Source organism: Edaphocola flava (assembly GCF_004118155.1).
Lineage (GTDB): Bacteria > Bacteroidota > Bacteroidia > Chitinophagales > Chitinophagaceae > Edaphocola > Edaphocola flava.
Genome location: NZ_SAIQ01000001.1, coordinates 673,585 through 691,231, shown reverse-complemented (window position 1 = coordinate 691,231; position 17,647 = coordinate 673,585). Strand labels below are relative to the sequence as shown.

The 17,647-nt window shown below is 41.6% G+C and carries 16 protein-coding genes; 12 read left to right on the top strand and 4 right to left on the bottom strand.

The window, feature by feature from the left end:
* The first annotated feature begins 43 nt into the window (after positions 1 to 43).
* Together EMP01_RS03035 and EMP01_RS03030 are read left to right on the top strand one after the other, a co-directional pair.
* Positions 44 to 664, top strand: a complete 621-nt coding sequence (locus tag EMP01_RS03035) for a hypothetical protein (protein ID WP_129020007.1) — start codon at positions 44 to 46, stop codon at positions 662 to 664.
* A 143-nt stretch (positions 665 to 807) separates the two neighbouring features.
* The gene (locus EMP01_RS03030) at positions 808 to 1,323 is read left to right on the top strand and encodes a hypothetical protein (RefSeq protein ID WP_129020006.1); all 516 of its coding nucleotides are present in this window, start codon (positions 808 to 810) and stop codon (positions 1,321 to 1,323) included.
* A 65-nt stretch (positions 1,324 to 1,388) separates the two neighbouring features.
* On the opposite strand, the gene ligD is transcribed toward EMP01_RS03030, so the two are convergent.
* The 4 genes from ligD to EMP01_RS03010 form a co-directional block, all read right to left on the bottom strand.
* Complete coding sequence (gene ligD, locus EMP01_RS03025; RefSeq protein WP_237559455.1) at positions 1,389 to 3,269, bottom strand: DNA ligase D; 1,881 nt, start codon at positions 3,267 to 3,269, stop codon at positions 1,389 to 1,391.
* A gap of 26 nt (positions 3,270 to 3,295) precedes the next feature.
* Positions 3,296 to 3,898 (bottom strand): DNA polymerase ligase N-terminal domain-containing protein, encoded by a 603-nt coding sequence (locus EMP01_RS15660; protein WP_129020005.1) that lies wholly within the window; start codon positions 3,896 to 3,898, stop codon positions 3,296 to 3,298.
* Positions 3,895 to 4,683, bottom strand: a complete 789-nt coding sequence (gene ku, locus EMP01_RS03015) for a non-homologous end joining protein Ku (protein ID WP_129020004.1) — start codon at positions 4,681 to 4,683, stop codon at positions 3,895 to 3,897. The genes EMP01_RS15660 and ku overlap by 4 nt, the downstream gene beginning before the upstream one ends.
* Positions 4,684 to 4,759: 76 nt before the next feature.
* Positions 4,760 to 5,023 (bottom strand): SemiSWEET family sugar transporter, encoded by a 264-nt coding sequence (locus EMP01_RS03010; protein ID WP_129020003.1) that lies wholly within the window; start codon positions 5,021 to 5,023, stop codon positions 4,760 to 4,762.
* 352 nt (positions 5,024 to 5,375) lie between these two features.
* Between EMP01_RS03010 and EMP01_RS03005 the strand changes: the two genes are divergently transcribed.
* The 10 genes from EMP01_RS03005 to EMP01_RS02960 all read left to right on the top strand — a co-directional run bounded on the left by EMP01_RS03005 (position 5,376) and on the right by EMP01_RS02960 (position 17,640).
* A complete protein-coding gene (locus EMP01_RS03005) occupies positions 5,376 to 7,271 on the top strand; it encodes a tetratricopeptide repeat-containing sensor histidine kinase (RefSeq protein ID WP_129020002.1) in 1,896 nt (631 codons plus the stop codon).
* 7 nt (positions 7,272 to 7,278) lie between these two features.
* Positions 7,279 to 8,025 (top strand): LytR/AlgR family response regulator transcription factor, encoded by a 747-nt coding sequence (locus EMP01_RS03000; RefSeq protein WP_129020001.1) that lies wholly within the window; start codon positions 7,279 to 7,281, stop codon positions 8,023 to 8,025.
* Between the two features lie 129 nt (positions 8,026 to 8,154).
* The gene (locus tag EMP01_RS02995; RefSeq protein WP_129020000.1) at positions 8,155 to 8,550 is read left to right on the top strand and encodes a hypothetical protein; all 396 of its coding nucleotides are present in this window, start codon (positions 8,155 to 8,157) and stop codon (positions 8,548 to 8,550) included.
* Between the two features lie 116 nt (positions 8,551 to 8,666).
* On the top strand, positions 8,667 to 9,164 hold the full coding sequence (locus EMP01_RS02990; protein ID WP_129019999.1) for a hypothetical protein: 498 nt from the start codon (positions 8,667 to 8,669) through the stop codon (positions 9,162 to 9,164).
* Positions 9,165 to 9,269: 105 nt separating this feature from the next.
* Positions 9,270 to 10,406 carry a hypothetical protein gene (locus tag EMP01_RS02985; protein ID WP_129019998.1) on the top strand — a complete coding sequence of 379 codons (1,137 nt, stop codon included), beginning with the start codon at positions 9,270 to 9,272 and terminating at the stop codon, positions 10,404 to 10,406.
* Between the two features lie 3 nt (positions 10,407 to 10,409).
* Positions 10,410 to 10,817 carry a 5-fold beta-flower protein gene (locus EMP01_RS02980; RefSeq protein WP_129019997.1) on the top strand — a complete coding sequence of 136 codons (408 nt, stop codon included), beginning with the start codon at positions 10,410 to 10,412 and terminating at the stop codon, positions 10,815 to 10,817.
* Between the two features lie 32 nt (positions 10,818 to 10,849).
* Positions 10,850 to 11,257 (top strand): hypothetical protein, encoded by a 408-nt coding sequence (locus EMP01_RS02975; protein WP_129019996.1) that lies wholly within the window; start codon positions 10,850 to 10,852, stop codon positions 11,255 to 11,257.
* 98 nt (positions 11,258 to 11,355) lie between these two features.
* Entirely contained in the window at positions 11,356 to 11,904 is a 549-nt protein-coding gene (locus EMP01_RS02970) for a hypothetical protein (protein WP_129019995.1), read from the top strand.
* Positions 11,905 to 12,437: 533 nt separating this feature from the next.
* Positions 12,438 to 13,940 carry a hypothetical protein gene (locus EMP01_RS02965; protein WP_129019994.1) on the top strand — a complete coding sequence of 501 codons (1,503 nt, stop codon included), beginning with the start codon at positions 12,438 to 12,440 and terminating at the stop codon, positions 13,938 to 13,940.
* Positions 13,941 to 14,103: 163 nt separating this feature from the next.
* Positions 14,104 to 17,640, top strand: coding sequence for a carbohydrate binding domain-containing protein (locus EMP01_RS02960; protein WP_129019993.1), 3,537 nt, complete (start codon positions 14,104 to 14,106; stop codon positions 17,638 to 17,640).
* The last annotated feature ends 7 nt before the right edge of the window (positions 17,641 to 17,647 follow it).

The following is a 17,647-nucleotide window of genomic DNA, read 5'->3' as shown; positions in this document are numbered from 1 at the left end:
CGTGCATAATGCATACTTATAATTTGTCTATTAAATTAATCTAATGCTATTTAGACGATTACTTATTTTTGGACTATTGAGTGGCCTTTTTGCTGAAATCGCAGCTCAGAAAATGCGCATGCCAGTTAGGGAACAGGTGTTGAATATATTTTGCCAAGAGTTATTCAGGAATAATATAGATCTTCCTGTTAAACATTTAATATCTGGGAAGGCCTTTATTATTGTAGACCCAATAGTCGGTGAAGAATCTGTTAGAATTGAAGATTCAACCAGTGCAGCGATGAAATCTTTTATGCAATTTAGTGTTAATAGACAAATGGACATTCTCAAGGCGTATGATTGGCCTGTATTTCCATTGCCAGATTCCCTCTATATATGGGATAAGTCCGGTTCTATAGCAAAGCAAAAGGATATCTTTCAATCAAGTAGCGATGGTAGATATGTAATTCGCATAACAAGCAAGAATATAACCATACAACAAAACATGCTTATATTAGATACAATTTTCCAAAATGACTGGGGTATTTTTGTTCGCTTTCAGGCTACTTCCCTGAAAGATGAAGAATACATAATGTTCCGGATAGATAAGAACAGCTTATTTTCTGACCGGGTAAAGATTGTGGGAATGTTGCGTAATATAGCTGATGATAAAAATATCTATTAGTGAATTTTATGCGTAAGCTCTTGGTCATTCTGGTGATATTAATCTGTAGCATACAGTGTTTGGCTTCTCAGTCAATACTTCTTTCCGTTAACGGTAGCCGCACCCTTGAAATAACCAATTTTTATTTCAATGAAATAATACTCATGAATTTTGCCAACAATGGCTACACTATTCAATTTTATGGTTTGGAGTATAAAAGGGTCACTGACTCTGTCTATTATGTAAAGCCCAAAGGCAGTGGTGGAACAATTGAAATCCTTAACGAATCGGATAGTGCTGAGGTTGCGTCTTTTGATCTGAGCGTAGTTACAAAGTTTGTGATCCCTGACATTAAATTTAAACCCGGGTACAGAACACTTGAACTGGGGACAATGTTAATGCCCTATACCGATTCCTTTTATTGCGAGCCATCCATATTAAGAGGGCATGACTTCGAAGAATTATATTACCGCATCACTTCATATCATTTTTCTATTTATAGAGAAGGCACGTGCATTTATTCATCATTCAATAAGGGTAACCGGTTGTCTGAGCATATTAAGCGGGCTATAGGGCAGGCAATATACAAGGACAGGTTTATCTTAACCGACATTAAGGTCACAGATAATTATGGTAATCTTTTTACCATTCCCGAATACCGTACTATGTGCTGCAACTAGGGCCTTCTACCTGCATGATGGCTGCGCCAGAACCCTGGAAGAAGCCCTTCTCCGGAAGGGCATTTTTATAATCCGGCCAGTCGTTCCAGTGCCTTTTCCATATTGATGCCGTGGCCCAGTACGGGTTTGAAAAGATCTCCTTTTTGCTCTATGCGCTCCAGTGCATTGTATATATTAAAGTCTGTTGGCTTCAATCCCGTTTTCAGTTCCTCCCATTCCAATGGCATAGATACTGGAGCACCGGGCCTGGGCCGCAGGCTGTATACACTCGCCAGCGTTTGTCCCTGGCGGTTCTGCAAGTAGTCGAGATAGATCTTTCGATCACTTCTTTTTTTCAGGCTGCGTTCCAGTGTGGTCAGTTCCGGCAATCGTTTATTGACCTCCTGCATGAGCAGGTGTGCAAAATCTTTTACCTGCTCAAATGTATACTGCGCACCCATCGGAAGGTATATATGTATGCCCGTGCTGCCAGAGGTTTTACAGTATCCTTTTATCTTAACCTGGTCCAGTATTTCCTTTACCTGTACTGCGGTTTCGATCACATCATTAAACGTATTTTTCGCAGAAGGGTCCAGGTCCAATACCAGGAAGTGCGGGTACTGCAGGTCGGGCAGGGCACTGTTCCAGGGATTAAGGTCAATGCAGCCAAGGTTGTTGAGGTAGGCCAGCGTAGCTTTATTATTGCAGATCAGGTAATGGATGTTTTTATCAGTCGATGCTGAAAACACATCGGTTGTTTTGATCCAGTCCGGTGCATGCTCATCCGCATCTTTCTGGTAAAAACTATCGCCCTCAATGCCGTTTGGAAAGCGGTTGAGCGACAAAGGACGATTCTTCAGATGCGGCAAAATATACGCCGCTACTGACTGATAATAATCAATAACCATACCCTTGCTGATCTTTTCTTTAGGGAAGTAAATCTTATCCTGGTTAGTAAGTATAACTTTATGCCGGTTTAAGGTAATCACCTCCTCACCCGCTTTCTGCGTGGTCGCTTTCTTTTTCATTGTTTTGGTTTTTTCGGTGATATCACCGGCCTCTTTATCCTCCCTCAGCCCGACAAACACCGGGTGCCTGTATATGCCGTCTTTGGTAATTTCGGAGAATTTAATTTCACATACCAGTACCGGTGCTACCCAGGTAACCGGAGCATTGGTTTTCGGTATTGTATAAAATGGACTTTTAGCTGTAATCAGTGGCTTTAACCTGGTATAGAGATCATCAAGTGATTGGTGATTAAATCCTGTACCAGTGTGACCACAATAGGTAAGCACATCATCTATATATTTACCCAATATGAGTGCTCCGAATTTGTGCCGGGAGCCTCTTGGTTCCGTAAAGCCGCAGATAATAGTCTCTTCTGTATTGGTAAATTTTACTTTGAGCCAATCCTGGCTTCTGTAGTTTTCCCGGTACACGCTGTCGGCGCTCTTGGCTATCATGCCTTCCAGTTGCATCGCCTTTAGTCGTTCAAAGAATGCAATACCCTCCTCAGAGATATGGTCGCAGTACTGTACCATTTGTGTTTCGGTCAGTGCTTCTTTCAGCAATTCTTTGCGTTGCAGCAAGGGCAACATTTCGGTGCTGTGCCCGTTCAGCCACAGCAGGTCGAATACATGGTACACCAGTGTCAGATCTGGATAGTCATCAATCTGCTGCAGCAACTGGAAGGAAGGTTTACCCTCTGCATCATAAGCAACGATCTCCCCGTCCAGTACCATATCATAAGACTGTGCAGAAAGGTCTTCCGCAATGCTATGGAATTTTTGGGCAAATGAAATGCCGTTTCGGGAGTACAGTTGTGCTTCCTTCTGTCGCAGATCGGCTATAGCCCTGTAGCCATCCCACTTGATCTCGAAAACCCAGTCCGGGTCATCGAATGGCTGTGTGTGCAGACTGGCCAGCATCGGATGTATATAGTGCTGTAGTTTGCGTTCCTTGCCCAAGGTATTAAAGCGCCTTACCTCGGGCTTCAGGGCTTCTTTGTTTTCGCGACCGGGCTTTTTTTTTGTTTCAGAAATTTCGTGACTTCTGATCCTTTGGCGGTATGCGCTTCCGCATCGTAAGGACTTTCCGCATATCGGTCATGATGCTTGATCAGCAGCCAGGCATTTTCTTCAGCCTGTTTCATTTTGACCAGGGCAAATTCTCCTTTCAGTTTTCTGCCTTTAAGGACAAACTTCAGTGATCCCGATTGCAGATCTTTCAGCAGCTGTTTTTCATCATCCAGCTTACTCTCTTCCAGTGGCTCATATGTACCATGGTCCCAGACTTCTACCTGTCCCGCTCCATAATTGCCTTCCGGTATATTGCCTTCAAAATCTTTATAATCATAAGGATGATCCTCCACCATCATAGCCAGGCGTTTATCTGCCGGGTCAAGAGAAGGTCCTTTGGGTATAGCCCAGCTTTTCAGTACACCATCCATCTCCAGCCGGAAATCATAGTGCAGGCGGCTGGCGGCATGCCTTTGAATGACGAAGATGAGCTTTCCTTTACTGCTTTTGCTACGGCCTTCCGGCTCAGTGGTCTCGTCAAATTTTCTCTTTTCATTATAGTCTTTCAGTGTTTTCATGAGGCCGTGGTTTTGCGTTTACGGGATTGCAGGCTGGCCTTCAATTGTGCCATCAGGTCTACCACTTTACCTTTATCCGGTGCAGCTGTTTTTTTCGCTTTCACCGTTTTGCCTTTTGCTTTCTGCTTAATGATTTTCAGCAAAGCTTTAGCATAATTATCTTCATACACTGTGGGGTCAAAAGCCGAGGATAATTGCTCAATAAGGCTTTTCGCCATTTTTAGCTCTGCAGGCTTAGGTGCTTTTGCAGCCGGTAATTTCAGGTCTTTATAATCCCTTACCTCTTCAGCAAAGCGCAGGCGTTGCAGCATCAGTACCTCATCATTATAAGGGCGTATCATACCTATGGCCTCACTCTCGCGCAATACAAAAGTGCCAATACCCGCCATACCTGTATTGAGCAAGGCATGCAGGAGCAGGCGATAGGCGGTTTCTCCGCTTTTCTGAGGTTCAAGAAAGTAAGGGTTTTCAAAATATACACTGTCCACATCAGCCTCTTTGACAAACTGATCTATAGACAGGATTTTTGTTTTTTCGGGCATGGCCGCTGCAAAGTCCTGTTCTTCCAATACCACATAGTGGTCTTCGATCAGGTATCCCTTTACAATATTTTCCCATTTTACCTCTTTACCGGTATGGGCATTTACACGCTTAAATTGAATATTAGAGAGGTCTTTACGATCCAGCATATCCAGGTCCAGTTTACTGGTTTCGGTAGCAGCGTAAATTTTGATGGGGATGTTGACCAGGCCAAATCCTATGGCACCATTCCAGATTGCTTTCATATCCTGTTTTTTAAAAATCAACAATTGAAGCACCTAGCGGTGGTAGGGCGATGAGCAATGCTACGGTACTTCCTGTTTAATGCTTACGCTTGCGGTAATAAAAATTCAGTACTAAAAGGCAACAGTTTACCAGGAGCGAAAATGAATTGGTCACGATAATAGGCCAGTCCTGTTTTTGGATACCATATACCACCCAAAGACTTAGTCCGATCAGTAATGCAGCGAGCATCAACACTGAGATGTCCTGCGGCTTTTGTTCCCTGATCAGTTTTATCAGCTGGGGTAGTAAGGATATACCGGTAAAAATGCCGGCTATGATGCCTGTCATTTCCGTACTCATAGGTGAGCATAAAATTAGCGTATATCAGATTATCAGCAGGTGATATGTTATATAAACTTATGTTATAATGTATGGGATGCCTTCCTTAACTCCTTTTCGATTCAGATACAGTGTGAAACTTAAGAACGCTTATGTCAGTTGCTCTTGAAACGAATGTTCGTTACTGGTGAGCGAATTTTCGGAATCTGTTGCCCAATATTCAGTTTAGACTGATAATATTTATGCCTATGATTTATTATTTTTTGATTAAGGAACAAGAGAAATATCCATAAATGGTGATTAATATTTAAAATAGGCAGTTTAGTTATATATATTTGCACTTTAACCAATCGTTTACACTGTTACTTCTATTATGTTACCATGTCAATTGAGAAAAGCTATTGTTTTATTACTCCTGTTAGGTTTCTGTTCTGCCCGATCATTTGCCTTCCCGACGCTTGATACAAATGCGATCAAAGCAAATATTAAAACCGTTACAGATAGTGTCACCATCAACCCTGCTTTTGCGAAAGACCTTGCAAGCCGTACCTTAAAAGAGTCACAGCAGATCAACTATCCCTGGGGTATTTTTATGAATACACTGGCACTGGGATCGATAGCCTATAACAACGGAGAACGGGAACAGGCAATCAAGCTGCATCAAACTGCATTGGCCTATGGGCGTGCGCATGGATTCAAACAAAAAGAAGCCATCGTGCTGAGCAATCTGGCAAAAGATTATGGCGGTTCTGGTGATACCAAAAAAGCAATCGCTTTGTATCATGAAGCGATGAAGGTTGCACAGGAAATAAATGACAGCGCTCAGATAGGTATATCATTGCAGGGTCTGGGCCAGACATACAGCAATATTGGTTATGCAGAAGAAGCCATTAAGTACTGTAGCCAGGCTGCTGAAATATTCATAAAAAAAGAAAAATATTCCTCACTAAGGTTCTCCTATAATCATATCGCCTCTGCTTATATAAACCTCTCCAGATTTGATAGCGCTTACAAGTATATCTGGTTATCGAAGCATGCTTATGATGCCACCGGAACCAGAGTGCCACAGATGGATTTTTATATGAACATGGCTATTTGTTGTGATTCTTTAAAAATGAAAGATTCCGCAGTTTACTATTTTGAAAAAGTAATTATCGCTGCCCGCGAGGTGAATGATGAAATAGCGCTGCAGCCTGCATTAGCCTACCTGGCGATTAAAGAGGCTGAAGCGGGCAATACTACTAAAGCTATTAAATATTATAAGGAAGCATTGCTGCTAACAGAGAAGTTCAATAACCTTGAAGGCAGCATTAGTATAACAGGCAGCCTTGCCAAATTGTATGCCAAAAACGGCGACTATGTAAATGCATATGAATATGCTTTAAAGGAGGCCGCATTCAGAGAAGATTACATCAACCAGGAGAAAATAAACGCAGTTACGGCACTCAATGCAAAATTTGAAAAGCAGCAATTACAATATGAGTTTGATAAGAAAACAGCTGCTACAGCATTGGCTAATCAACAGAAGATAGCCAAACGAAATATGCTGTTATACGGCTTTGTCGCGCTGGCTTTGCTGTTAGGCGTGGTTATTATTTTCGTCATTAAATCTTTCAGACAAAAAGCGATCATCACTGCGAATAAGAATGAACAGCTGAAACAACGATTATTACTTACGCAGATGAATCCGCATTTCATTTTTAATTCAGTAGACAATATTCAAAGCCTTATCCACAGCAACAAAGATGAAGAGGCGATCAATTACCTGACAAAGTTTTCCAAGCTCACCAGGCAGATCCTGGAGAACTCGAGGGAGAACTATATCGGACTGGATGAGGAGCTTAATATGCTGGATAACTACATGAATATTCAAAAGCTGTTGTACAATAATAATTTTACGCATAAGGTAACGGTCGACGAGGGTATAGATCCAGAAGCTGTTTTACTGCCGCCCATGCTTACCCAGCCTTTTATTGAAAATGCCATCAGACATGGGCTGAAGCATAAAAAGGAAGGAGGCATTATTCATGTTCGTTTTTATATGAAAGCACAACAGTTGTTTTTTGAAGTAACCGATAACGGAACCGGGCTTGCCGAAAAAGAAACAGCAGAAGGTCAGCGCTCTTTATCCACACAAATTACCTGGGAAAGACTGGAGAGTATTGCGTCCGATAAGAAGATCACTATTCATACACTGAATATCACCGGCGAGAATAATACGATACAAGGTGTTAAAACCTTTTTTGAAATTCCATACAGTTATAATTAATCAGGACATGCTCAGAGCGATTATCATAGACGACATTCATAATATCCGCCAGAAAAACGTGGCGCTCATAAAACAATATTGTCCAAATGTTGCCATTATTGCGGAAGCAGACAGTGTGGCTTCCGGAGTTACTGCGATCAGGAAATATTTGCCTGACCTTGTTTTCCTGGATGTTGAAATGGGTGATGGTACAGGGTTTGACCTGTTGCAAAAACTAAAGCCCATTGATTTTAAAGTGATATTTATAACAGCCTTCCAGGAGTTTGCGGTTAAAGCTTTTAGGTTCAGTGCCATTGATTTCTTATTGAAACCTATTGACCCTTCAGACCTTATTGAAGCGGTTACCAAAGCCCAGGAAACCTTAAGCAAAGAAATGCTGGAGCTACAATTCAGTACCCTGTTTTCCAATATTGAACGCCCCAGAAATCTGCAGAAGATTGTGCTGAAAACAGCGGAGAAGGTTTACTCCATTAATGTGCAGGATATCATTCGTTGTGAGTCTGAAAAGAACTATACCACTTTCTATATGCTTAATGGTCAGAAGCTGCTGGTCTCTACTACCCTGAAGGAGTATGAAACCATGTTACTGCCTATGGGCTTTTTCCGTACGCATCAGTCACACCTCATCAATATGCTGTACTTCGATCATTATGTAAAGACAGATTCCGGAAGCATCATTATGAAAGATAAAACGGTGATTCCTCTTTCTGTCAGGAAGAAGGAAGAGTTTTTTACTGCCCTAAATTCCATCTAAACATTACGTACATCCTCTCTATGGTAACGAATTTTCAAAAAGTACCGGCGAATTTTCATTTGCTTAAAATGGTATAGTTATGCGTACTATTTTGCGGATGCAAATTTTTTAAAACAAAACTTATTTAACATGATTTCAAGATTGACATTGATTATTGCCGGCGTACTTTCCATCATTTCTGCATGGTTGCCATGGGTTGAGTTATTAGGAGAATCTCATAATGGTTTTATGGGAGACTATGGAGGTAATCCTGGATTGTTCTTTATTGTACTGGGTGCTATTATTTTAGGCATGGGTGCCCTGAACAAAAAATGGAGCGCCGTTGTTGCGATTCTGTTTTCCATACTCGTATGTATGCTCGGACTGAAATATTATAACGATTCTACTACAGGGGATGCATTAACCGTAGGTGCTAAAGTTGGTTCTGGTGTGTACTGCATGATTTTTGCCGGATTCATTGGCATTGTAGGAGGTATTATGCGCTTTTTCGTTAAAAAGAAAGTTGCTGTTGCTGCCACTGCCTAGACCCGATTTTAGCCCTGTAAACTATCTATACCAGCAAAAGCCTTTAACTAAGATCGCCTTATCCGTAAAAATGTAGCATTGAACCTGAATAAATTTAATCTCCCAAATTAAAAAAAATGAAAAAGTACCTTTTACAATTAACTGTAGTTGCCACATTATTATTCCAGGCTTGTGGACAATCCAAGCCATTAGAAGAAAAGAAACTGGAGAAATATGATCTTACGATCACTATGCCTAAAACCGAGGAGGTGCCGGAGTTTCAGGATTATGGCGCTTCTGAAACAGACACAGAATTATCCGATTATGATTTCCATATCAGCGATGCAAGGATTAGTCTTACAGAAATAAAGGAGTCTGCGTATCCAGGAGATACTACTACGCTGAAACAAGCGGTAACTGCAAGCGAAGACTTTATAGAACTGATCGAAACCAAACAGCTGACCAATGGCGCTTTCGGGGTTATTTTTAAAATGAAAGGCTCCAATGGTAGTCCCATTAAAAATTTCCTGTTCTACTTTAAAAAGGGTAACCGATACTTTAAAATAGAACCTATATTCAATACAGAGCTGAAAGAGCTGGATAAACAACTTGCCGCTTTCCAAAGCCTGAAATAATTACTAATACTATTGCCCTGCCAGTGTTTGATACGCCGGCAGGGTTTTGACAATCGTTACCGATTCTGATACAGCGTAATATTTAAACAACTGATATATTAATTTATGAAACATCTTCGCTTTGCCCTGTTGGGGGCATTCGCACTTTTGACGAGCACGGTACACGCCCAGCTTACAGCCTTTATTAATGGTAAGCCTGTTAAATCAGGGGCTACAGTTAGCCCGAAAGATCTGACTTCACTGGAAGTGAGTTTTAAGAATCCGAAAATTCCATCTTTCATTTATGGAAGAACGGTATTAGTGGTAGATATCCTGACGGCGAAAAATGAAGAAGAAGGCTATTGGTACCTGAGAAAAGACGGTACAGCTGCCGTAGAGGATTTTTTGAAAAGCACTCCTGCTTCAAAGAAGTTCAAGGTTTTTGAAAAAGGTGCTATGGATATGGGCGGTAATAACCTGGACTGGATATTTGGTGCTGCTCCCGGAAGAGAAGCCAGCAAAGTGCTACAGGTTAAAATCTCCTTTAACTACAGAGAAAAGACAGGATATGAGGAGTATGGCCAATCCATTGCTTTACTGGAGCCTATCGTACTGAATGTACCGGTATGGGAAACCAAAAATTTATACCTCCCCTTTTTAGACCTGAAAGTAGATAAGACCAATATCGCGAGTGATTTTGATTTAAAACAAAGTGGTCGTCTGGGTGCCACAGGAACCATATTTGGGTATGAGTTGAGGGATAAGAATAATTATCGATATACAGTATATGCAATATCCAGCGATGATTTTCCGGGTATGAATGCAGAGGAGCTGGCCAATGATTTTATCCATGCTGCAGCCTACTATGCATCTCAGGACTTTGTGACCAAATTTGCAAACTACGATATTGAAAAATATACTATTGACTGGGATCATATCAATGGGCTGCTGACGGAACGCAGAAGAATTCCAAGTCTGAGCTGGAAGAACAACAGAGAGATTAAGAAGATGGATCTGATGACCCTGTATCAGCCGGTAAATATGAATGGTCTGAAAGGATATACCTTTAGCGCCGATGAGGAATTCAGAGGGAGCAGAAGTGAAAAATGGCAGCCTAACGGTCAGTTTGTTGTCTATATCCTCGCCCATCCTACTAATCCTAAATTAACCCTGGTAGCCTCCACATCTGTACACAATGATGCTAAGAGCACAGCAGAAATGGATGCTTTCTTAAAAAGTATCGTTAACGCGATTAAAAAATAAGACATGCAAAAAGTATTCTTAACCATTCTGGGACTTGTAAGTATAACAGTTTGTAATGCCCAGAGTATTGAGTCAGGTAACCATAGTACCAAGGGCTATATCAAAAGCGATGGGACTATTGAAAACAGCAGCCACTCAACGGTTGGTTATATTAAAAGTGATGGTACTATCGAAAACAGTAGTCATAGTACTATTGGTTACATCAAAAGCAACGGCACGATCGAGAACAGCAGCCATTCTACAGTGGGTTATGTCAAAAGCGATGGCACTGTTGAGAACAGTAGCCATAGTACGATCGGCTATATCAAAAGCAATGGCACGGTGGAGAACAGTAGCCACAGCACCATTGGTTATGCCAGCGGTGTAAAGAAAGAATGGGCAGCAGTGGTCTATTTCTTTTTTAAGTTTTAAAAGCAAATATCTCATCTGAATTATCTGAAAAAATGAAAAACATATTTACTACAGCATCATTATCAGTAGCCATTATTATGGCATCATGCAGCGGCATCGCAGCTCAGTCTAACAAAAGCGCCGCTAAAGACAAGGTGCCCGCTAAAACTACGGCATCCTCTACTCCAGGCAAAATGAAAGAATTCATGGCCATGCTGGATGGTACTGAAGGTAGTGCCCAAAAGGCAGCTGATGCATATTTCAGTGACGAACTGAAAAGCAAACTGGCAGAAGGAAATAGCCTCACTTTCACCGACTATATTATGAGCGGTGCAAAGGTTGTGGCCTCAAATGCACCTTGTTGTACCATGGAAGCAAAAGCAGGCGTTACTACCCGCAGTTTCAAGATATGCTGGCAGGACGATAAAATTATCAGCATTGAAGATCTGGGCATAAAGTAATCTCTCTTTTTGCTTGCCCGATTATAGATATTTCTGACAGGCAGCACTGTAGTGTTGCCTGTTCTATTCTTAACAACACGAACATATAAAATAATACAATGAAACATTTTCTGAAAGCCGTATGTACCCTTATTGCAGCAGCATTATTTACAACAGCCTCTGCACAAAGTACCGGCGCATATTTAAAGTATGACCTGAACGGGAAAACCATATCCCATAAGAACGCAGAGCTAAACGCGTACAATAAATTTGAACCGGAAACCGAAGATGAAAAAGCAGGCAATGATCACGTACTGTATGTATCTTATGAAGTAAAAGTGCCTTATAAGCTGGATATCATCATCCACACACCACCACATGCCGCTCCTGCAGTGGGTAAGTTGCCTTATGTGCAAACTGTAGTTCCGAAAGACGGTCCTTGTCCGAGCGTACATTTTTCGATGACCAAGACGGTGGGCGAAGAGTTTGAGTTCTATGGATCAGAAGATGCTACTGTAGGAAACTTTGAAATTACAAAAGTAGCCGCCGGTTGGGTAGAAGGTAAATTTGATATAGAATTACCAAGACAATACGCAACTAATGGAGAAGTGCTGCACATTACCAATGGCACTTTCCGCTTCAAGATAGATAAGGAAATGAAAGATTAGTAGTATCTACTACCAATAAAAAAGTCCGACCTTAAGGCCGGACTTTTTTATTGGCAGAGAGGAAGAGATTCGAACCTTATTGGTGAAACACACTTCCAGAGCGTATTTTATAGTGCTAAAAACAAAAATGCCACGAATAGCGATTATTCGTGGCATTTTTATCATTTGTCGTATTCAGGTTATCAATGTTCCAACTTTCCTCTTTCATGTTTGTGATTAAATTACTCTGGTTTCCCTTACCTATTGTGAAATAATGTTTACCATATAATGATCAGATATTTAACTGATCTATGAAACAGTATATCAAACTATCACTTCATAGTGATTATGTAGTGTCCTGAAATACAAAACAGTAAAAGATTCTATCCCTCATTTTCTGTTTTTTGCAAAAATGGGAAATATTTTATTGAAAAATATTTCATTGATTATTAATAACATTTTTTCACATTTGGGACTAGGTAGTTAAAAATTCACTAAAAATAATAATACTTTTGTGCGTCCTCTAAAACCCCTTTGCTATACTTAAATTCGCTATGTTTAAGTCGTTTTTATTATTGCTATTGTGTATACTCCCGGCATGGATCTGTGCCCGGGCACAGGAGGCAGCTGCCATTGAAGATAGTACAGAGATCGTGCATGCAGCAGAGGTGTATATCCAGAAGCAATACCGCCAGCACTTGCAATACCAGCAGAAAGCTTCCCGCGCACAACAACGCATGCTGCGCAAACTACAGCGACAGGAGTGCCGTCTGGCCGCCAAATTGCAACGCAGCGACAGTACCTTATATGCACAGTATGAGAAACTAAATGCAGCCAATTTTGACAGCCTGCGCAAAACAGCAATGGATACGGCTTTACTAAATAAGCTGGCCGGAATGCAACCGGTCAAAGCATTGGACAGCCTGAAGAAAATACAATCCTTTATACAGCAAAAAATACCCAGTGGCACAGGTTTATCCGTACCCGGTATGGACCAGCTCAACAGTCAGCTTAATGCACAGGACTATCTGAAGAACCAGGTCAAAAAGCGCAGCGATGCCCTAAACCGCTTACTGGGCCAATCTGCCTTCGCATCCAAATTAGGAAGGCTCAACAAAGCCTATGGCTATGGCACACAGCAGGCCGGGTACTGGAAGAAAATTGTACAGGACCCTGATGCAACAGAAGAGAAAGCCCTTGATCTGCTGCAGGGGATAGAAGGATTTAATGAGATGCTGTCCCGCTCATCACTACCGGGCATGTCTTCCGCAAACCTGAGTGAGCAGGACCTGAAACAAATGGGCTACCAGACCAAATCCTCAGTCAATGCCGCATTGGAACAGCAGTTCGGCAACCAGTTACAACAGGTACAGCAACAGGCGGCGCAGCAGGTACAGGACTATAGTAAACAACTGGGACTGGAGAAGCAAGCAGCTAAAGTAAAACAGGCTGCTCAAACAATTAATGAGGCTAAGAACACGATTAAAGACACAAAAGATAAAGTCAAACAAGGCCTCCGCAATCCCATGGCTGATCTGAAGAACCCTATGCGGGGCATACCATTCTGGCAGCGCTGGGAGTACCAATACAATCTGCAGACACAAAGAGCATCGCCTAACGGACAAAAGCCCGTTATGGTACAGGCCGGCTTGAATGCTGCTTATCGCCATAGCCCACGCATCAGCATCGGTATAGGACTGGATGCCAGCCTGGGACTGGGCCGCGACTGGCAGCACCTGAGATTAAGTTACGAAGGCCTGACCGGAAGAGTGTTCCTGGACGGACAACTGATCTGGGGCATCAGCTTGCAGGGTGGTTATGAGAAGAGCCTCAAACCCCTGAACAGGCCTTATGTACAATTGCAGGAGCGTTATGGTAATGCATCTAATGTACGCACGGCTATGGGATTATTACAGGATGCAGTTTATATAGGTCTAATGAAGACCTATCGCATTAACCGCAATCAGCAGGGCACCTTCCTGATTGGCTATAACTTCCTCAACGATAAAACAGGCATCAATAGCCCCTGGATCATTAGAGCAGGCTATAAAATATAAATAAATATATCATTAAGCTTAAAAATAAATTTGAAATATGTTTTTAAAGAGACCGGAAAAGTTGGTCAATCCGAATTCCAAGCGCAAAAGAATTAACCTTGCTAAATTAGCGCTACTAAGCACCATTATGCTAAATAGCAATAGTGAAATATTTTCTCAGTCAATGAACGTTGAAGGTGCGAAAGCCATTGCAGGAAGATTTTCTCCCAATACAAACCTGACTCCGAATTCAGAATCAGTCCAGAAAAAGGAACATTCGGGAGTCGATATGTTTCATGGCTGTGCAACCGTAAATATTCCTCTATATACCCTCCAGGGTGATGCCATGAAATATAATATCGGATTGAGCTATTATTCAGGAGGGATCAGGGTTAATGAAATGCCGGGTCTGATGGGAATGTCCTGGAGCCTGGACGGAGAAAGCCAGATTACAAGAAGCGTAAATGGCTCTCCGGACGAGATGTATAATTTTGCCTGGAAGGATAACGGGCAGGTTTTTGAAAGAGGGTATTATTTCTTTGGTTCTCAATTCAACACTTCGGATTGGAATACTTCGACCTTCTTAGACGATCACAATGATCCATTAAAATCTGGGCCTAACCACCCAATCGGGTCATATAGTTATGACGGACAGCCGGATGAGTTCCAGTTTAACTTTGCAGGGCACAGCGGTAGCTTTTTTAGATCTGAGACCGGGGAATGGAAGGTCAAATCAAAAGAGAATCTTGATCTGAAGATTGAAGAAGTGCTCTATACTTATGACTATAATGAGTCAACTTTTTATCAGTACAACCATAATAACTGGAAAAGTCCCGGGGAAATGACAAGTTACCATAAGCCTAACGTGGCAACACTGTTTACTCAGTTTACGCTAACGACCCCGGATGGTTATAAGTACATTTTTGGCGGTGTTGACTCAGCAATTGAGTTTACCAGGGGAATGCTTAAAGATCCAGGAGATTACATCAATAGCCATATGTCCCAGGCGCGTACAGCGAATACCTGGAAGCTGAGTAAAATTGTTTCTCCACTTGGCGAAGAGATAAAGTTTACTTATAACAGAGGGAAAGTGCAGTTCCAAAGAAGCAAAAATTACCTTTATGGAGCAGTGGAGGGAACGAATTGGAGTGATCCCGAAATTGAATTTGGTTTGACCGCAATTAACCCGGTTTATCTTAATAGTATAGAAACCAGCCGCGGAATACTCTATTTTAAACACTCTCAAGCAGTAGAGAAATGGCTTAAACCTTTACCTACCTTGGGTTGCCCACTTACTTCTGAAAAAGAAAATATATTTAATAAGATTGATTATTGTACTGCAGCGTTTATTGGTGATGGCGATTATTTGCTTCCTTACCTGTATCAATATCCTACTGTGAATCTGCCCAATTTCAACCAACAACTGGATTCACTGGTGTATTTCGATAAGATTAGCCAGAGTTATGTAGATGGGTATAAATTCGTACAGAGCGCCAACCCTAATACCAGGAGAACTTTGGATGAGCTGTACCGCTTCAATTTCAAAGACACTAAAACGGACAGCAAATACTCCTTCACTTACAATAATGTTGGTGGTCTTCCAGAACTTGATGCCTTAAGTAAAGATTATTGGGATTTTTACAACGGAACTGGTGATGATACGGCATGCGGTATGAGCCAGTTAATGCTCCAGGACTTTCATAGTGCCTTTAGCCTGGATGGAATGTTGACGAAAATAGTTAATCCATTAGGAGGGAGCACAGAATTCACCTATGAAGGTAATTTATACGCAAAGAAAGTTGATGTAAACCTGGCAGCAGGAACAATGGATATTGAGAATGTAACCGGGGTGAATAATTATGGTCCGGGCTGTAGGGTCAAACAGATCAAGCATGTAGATATCTTTGGTGCCCCAGCGGTAATTAAAAATTATTTCTATCACAATAACTATCCGAGTACAGATGCTTCAGGTTACAGTGGTATTCTGAACTTTGATCCAACCGATGATATTATAAAAATTAATAAATGTTATGGGACTACGTACAATAATTTCTACCTGACAAATTTTTCAACAGTCAGCCATAAAGAGTTCACCAAACTGTTCAAAGGTGGTGTGGTGAATTACAGTACGGTAACGGAAGTAAATGCTGATAGTAGTTATACAACCTATAAATTTTCAAATCTCGATAACGCAGCTTATAGAGATGAGTTGCACAGTGGTTATTACAGCGTAAATATTTATCAGGATAGGAACTTCAGACTGTCCTCAACGGACATGGACCGTGGAAATCTTTTGAATTCGACCGATTACAATTCCGATGGCGATATCGTCAAAGAAGTAATAAACACATATGATTACAGTCCGGCGCGAAAAAACAAATTCATTAAAGCGAGTGACCGCAGGATACTATACTACCTCACATCTACTTGTAATGGAGGTGGATTGGTCAATCTGCGCGCATGGGCATTTAAGTATTATTATTACAATACACCGCTGATTAAAACGGAAGAAAGGCTGTATAATGCTGAAGGCGACTATGCTGCAACAGAAACAGAATACAGTTATGATACTTATGGTAATCTGATCTCAAAATCACAAACTACAAGTGATGGAGCAAAGATCACTACAGATATAAAATATAATAGCCATGCAGACTATAATGGAAATGCAACAGATGTCATTGGGTTGGGGCTGAAGAATTTGTTGCAGCAGTACGGGATCAAAAACTATCCGGTTGAAAAAATTACCAAAAAATCAGCTGTTAATCCCACCCCAGGTGCATTACCAAAGGTCTTAGGTGCTGAACTGTATACTTATGGTCTATATAAACCACTGTCATGGCAAAAATATGCAACAGAGTTTACAGAGCCGGTAACGGTTTATGATAATGCCGCTGCTCCTACTGGGTTTAAATCGTCAACCATTTCAGGCAACAATTTTGTGATGGATACTCGTTATAAGTTGCAGGAAAATATTGCACAATATAGTTCTGGAGCCAATAATACTTATCCTAAGGTGCTGACCAGGATCAATAACTCCATGCCTTCTGCCACTACCTGGGACTATCAGGGACTGTTACCAAGTTCCCAAACGCAGAATGCAGCTTATGCAGAAATTGCCTATGCCGGCTTTGAAGGTGACTATAGCAACTCTGGGGCAGAATATAAAAATGGCTGGGATTATAATGGTACCAGCTTCCAGATTGCCAGTCCGGCGAAAGCAATGGCAGGAACAGGAGCACTTACAGTTTCCCCATCTTTAACGGCATCTGCCAGCAACGCTGCTATAAAAACGAACCTGGTGCTGACTAGTGGTAAAAAATACACACTTTCTTTTTGGGCTACCCGTCCAACTGGTGTAGAATATTACGCTGCCAATGGTAACAGCGTGCAGTTCCTGAGTCCTAAGAGAACACTGTCCAACGGTTGGTCCTATTATGAAACCGAAGTAACAACAACTTCCGGTCAGCCTGTAGGTATTGTATGTTATGGAACCGGGGGGCTGGCCAATGCCCTGATAGATGAAATTATGTTCTGTCCGGCGGTCGCCAGTATGCAGAGTTTTAGCTATGACCGCAATAGCGGGCAAATTAGCGCCCAAAATAACGGTTCTGGTCAGATACTTTATTTTGAATATGATGGCTTAGGTCGCATGATCAAAACCACAGACGAACAAGGTATGCTGATCAAAACCCAGGAGTATAAATTACAGGACAACTAAAAATCAA

Coding starts and splice junctions, on each gene's coding strand:
- EMP01_RS03035 (WP_129020007.1), top strand. CDS start 44: ATGCTATTTAGACGATTACTTATTTTTGGACTATTGAGTGGCCTTTTT.
- EMP01_RS02970 (WP_129019995.1), top strand. CDS start 11,356: ATGAAACATTTTCTGAAAGCCGTATGTACCCTTATTGCAGCAGCATTA.
- ku (WP_129020004.1), bottom strand. CDS start 4,683: ATGAAAGCAATCTGGAATGGTGCCATAGGATTTGGCCTGGTCAACATC.
- EMP01_RS15660 (WP_129020005.1), bottom strand. CDS start 3,898: ATGAAAACACTGAAAGACTATAATGAAAAGAGAAAATTTGACGAGACC.
- EMP01_RS02960 (WP_129019993.1), top strand. CDS start 14,104: ATGAACGTTGAAGGTGCGAAAGCCATTGCAGGAAGATTTTCTCCCAAT.
- EMP01_RS02990 (WP_129019999.1), top strand. CDS start 8,667: ATGAAAAAGTACCTTTTACAATTAACTGTAGTTGCCACATTATTATTC.
- EMP01_RS02975 (WP_129019996.1), top strand. CDS start 10,850: ATGAAAAACATATTTACTACAGCATCATTATCAGTAGCCATTATTATG.
- EMP01_RS03030 (WP_129020006.1), top strand. CDS start 808: ATGAATTTTGCCAACAATGGCTACACTATTCAATTTTATGGTTTGGAG.
- EMP01_RS02965 (WP_129019994.1), top strand. CDS start 12,438: ATGTTTAAGTCGTTTTTATTATTGCTATTGTGTATACTCCCGGCATGG.
- EMP01_RS02995 (WP_129020000.1), top strand. CDS start 8,155: ATGATTTCAAGATTGACATTGATTATTGCCGGCGTACTTTCCATCATT.
- EMP01_RS03010 (WP_129020003.1), bottom strand. CDS start 5,023: ATGAGTACGGAAATGACAGGCATCATAGCCGGCATTTTTACCGGTATA.
- EMP01_RS03005 (WP_129020002.1), top strand. CDS start 5,376: ATGTTACCATGTCAATTGAGAAAAGCTATTGTTTTATTACTCCTGTTA.
- EMP01_RS02980 (WP_129019997.1), top strand. CDS start 10,410: ATGCAAAAAGTATTCTTAACCATTCTGGGACTTGTAAGTATAACAGTT.
- EMP01_RS02985 (WP_129019998.1), top strand. CDS start 9,270: ATGAAACATCTTCGCTTTGCCCTGTTGGGGGCATTCGCACTTTTGACG.
- EMP01_RS03000 (WP_129020001.1), top strand. CDS start 7,279: ATGCTCAGAGCGATTATCATAGACGACATTCATAATATCCGCCAGAAA.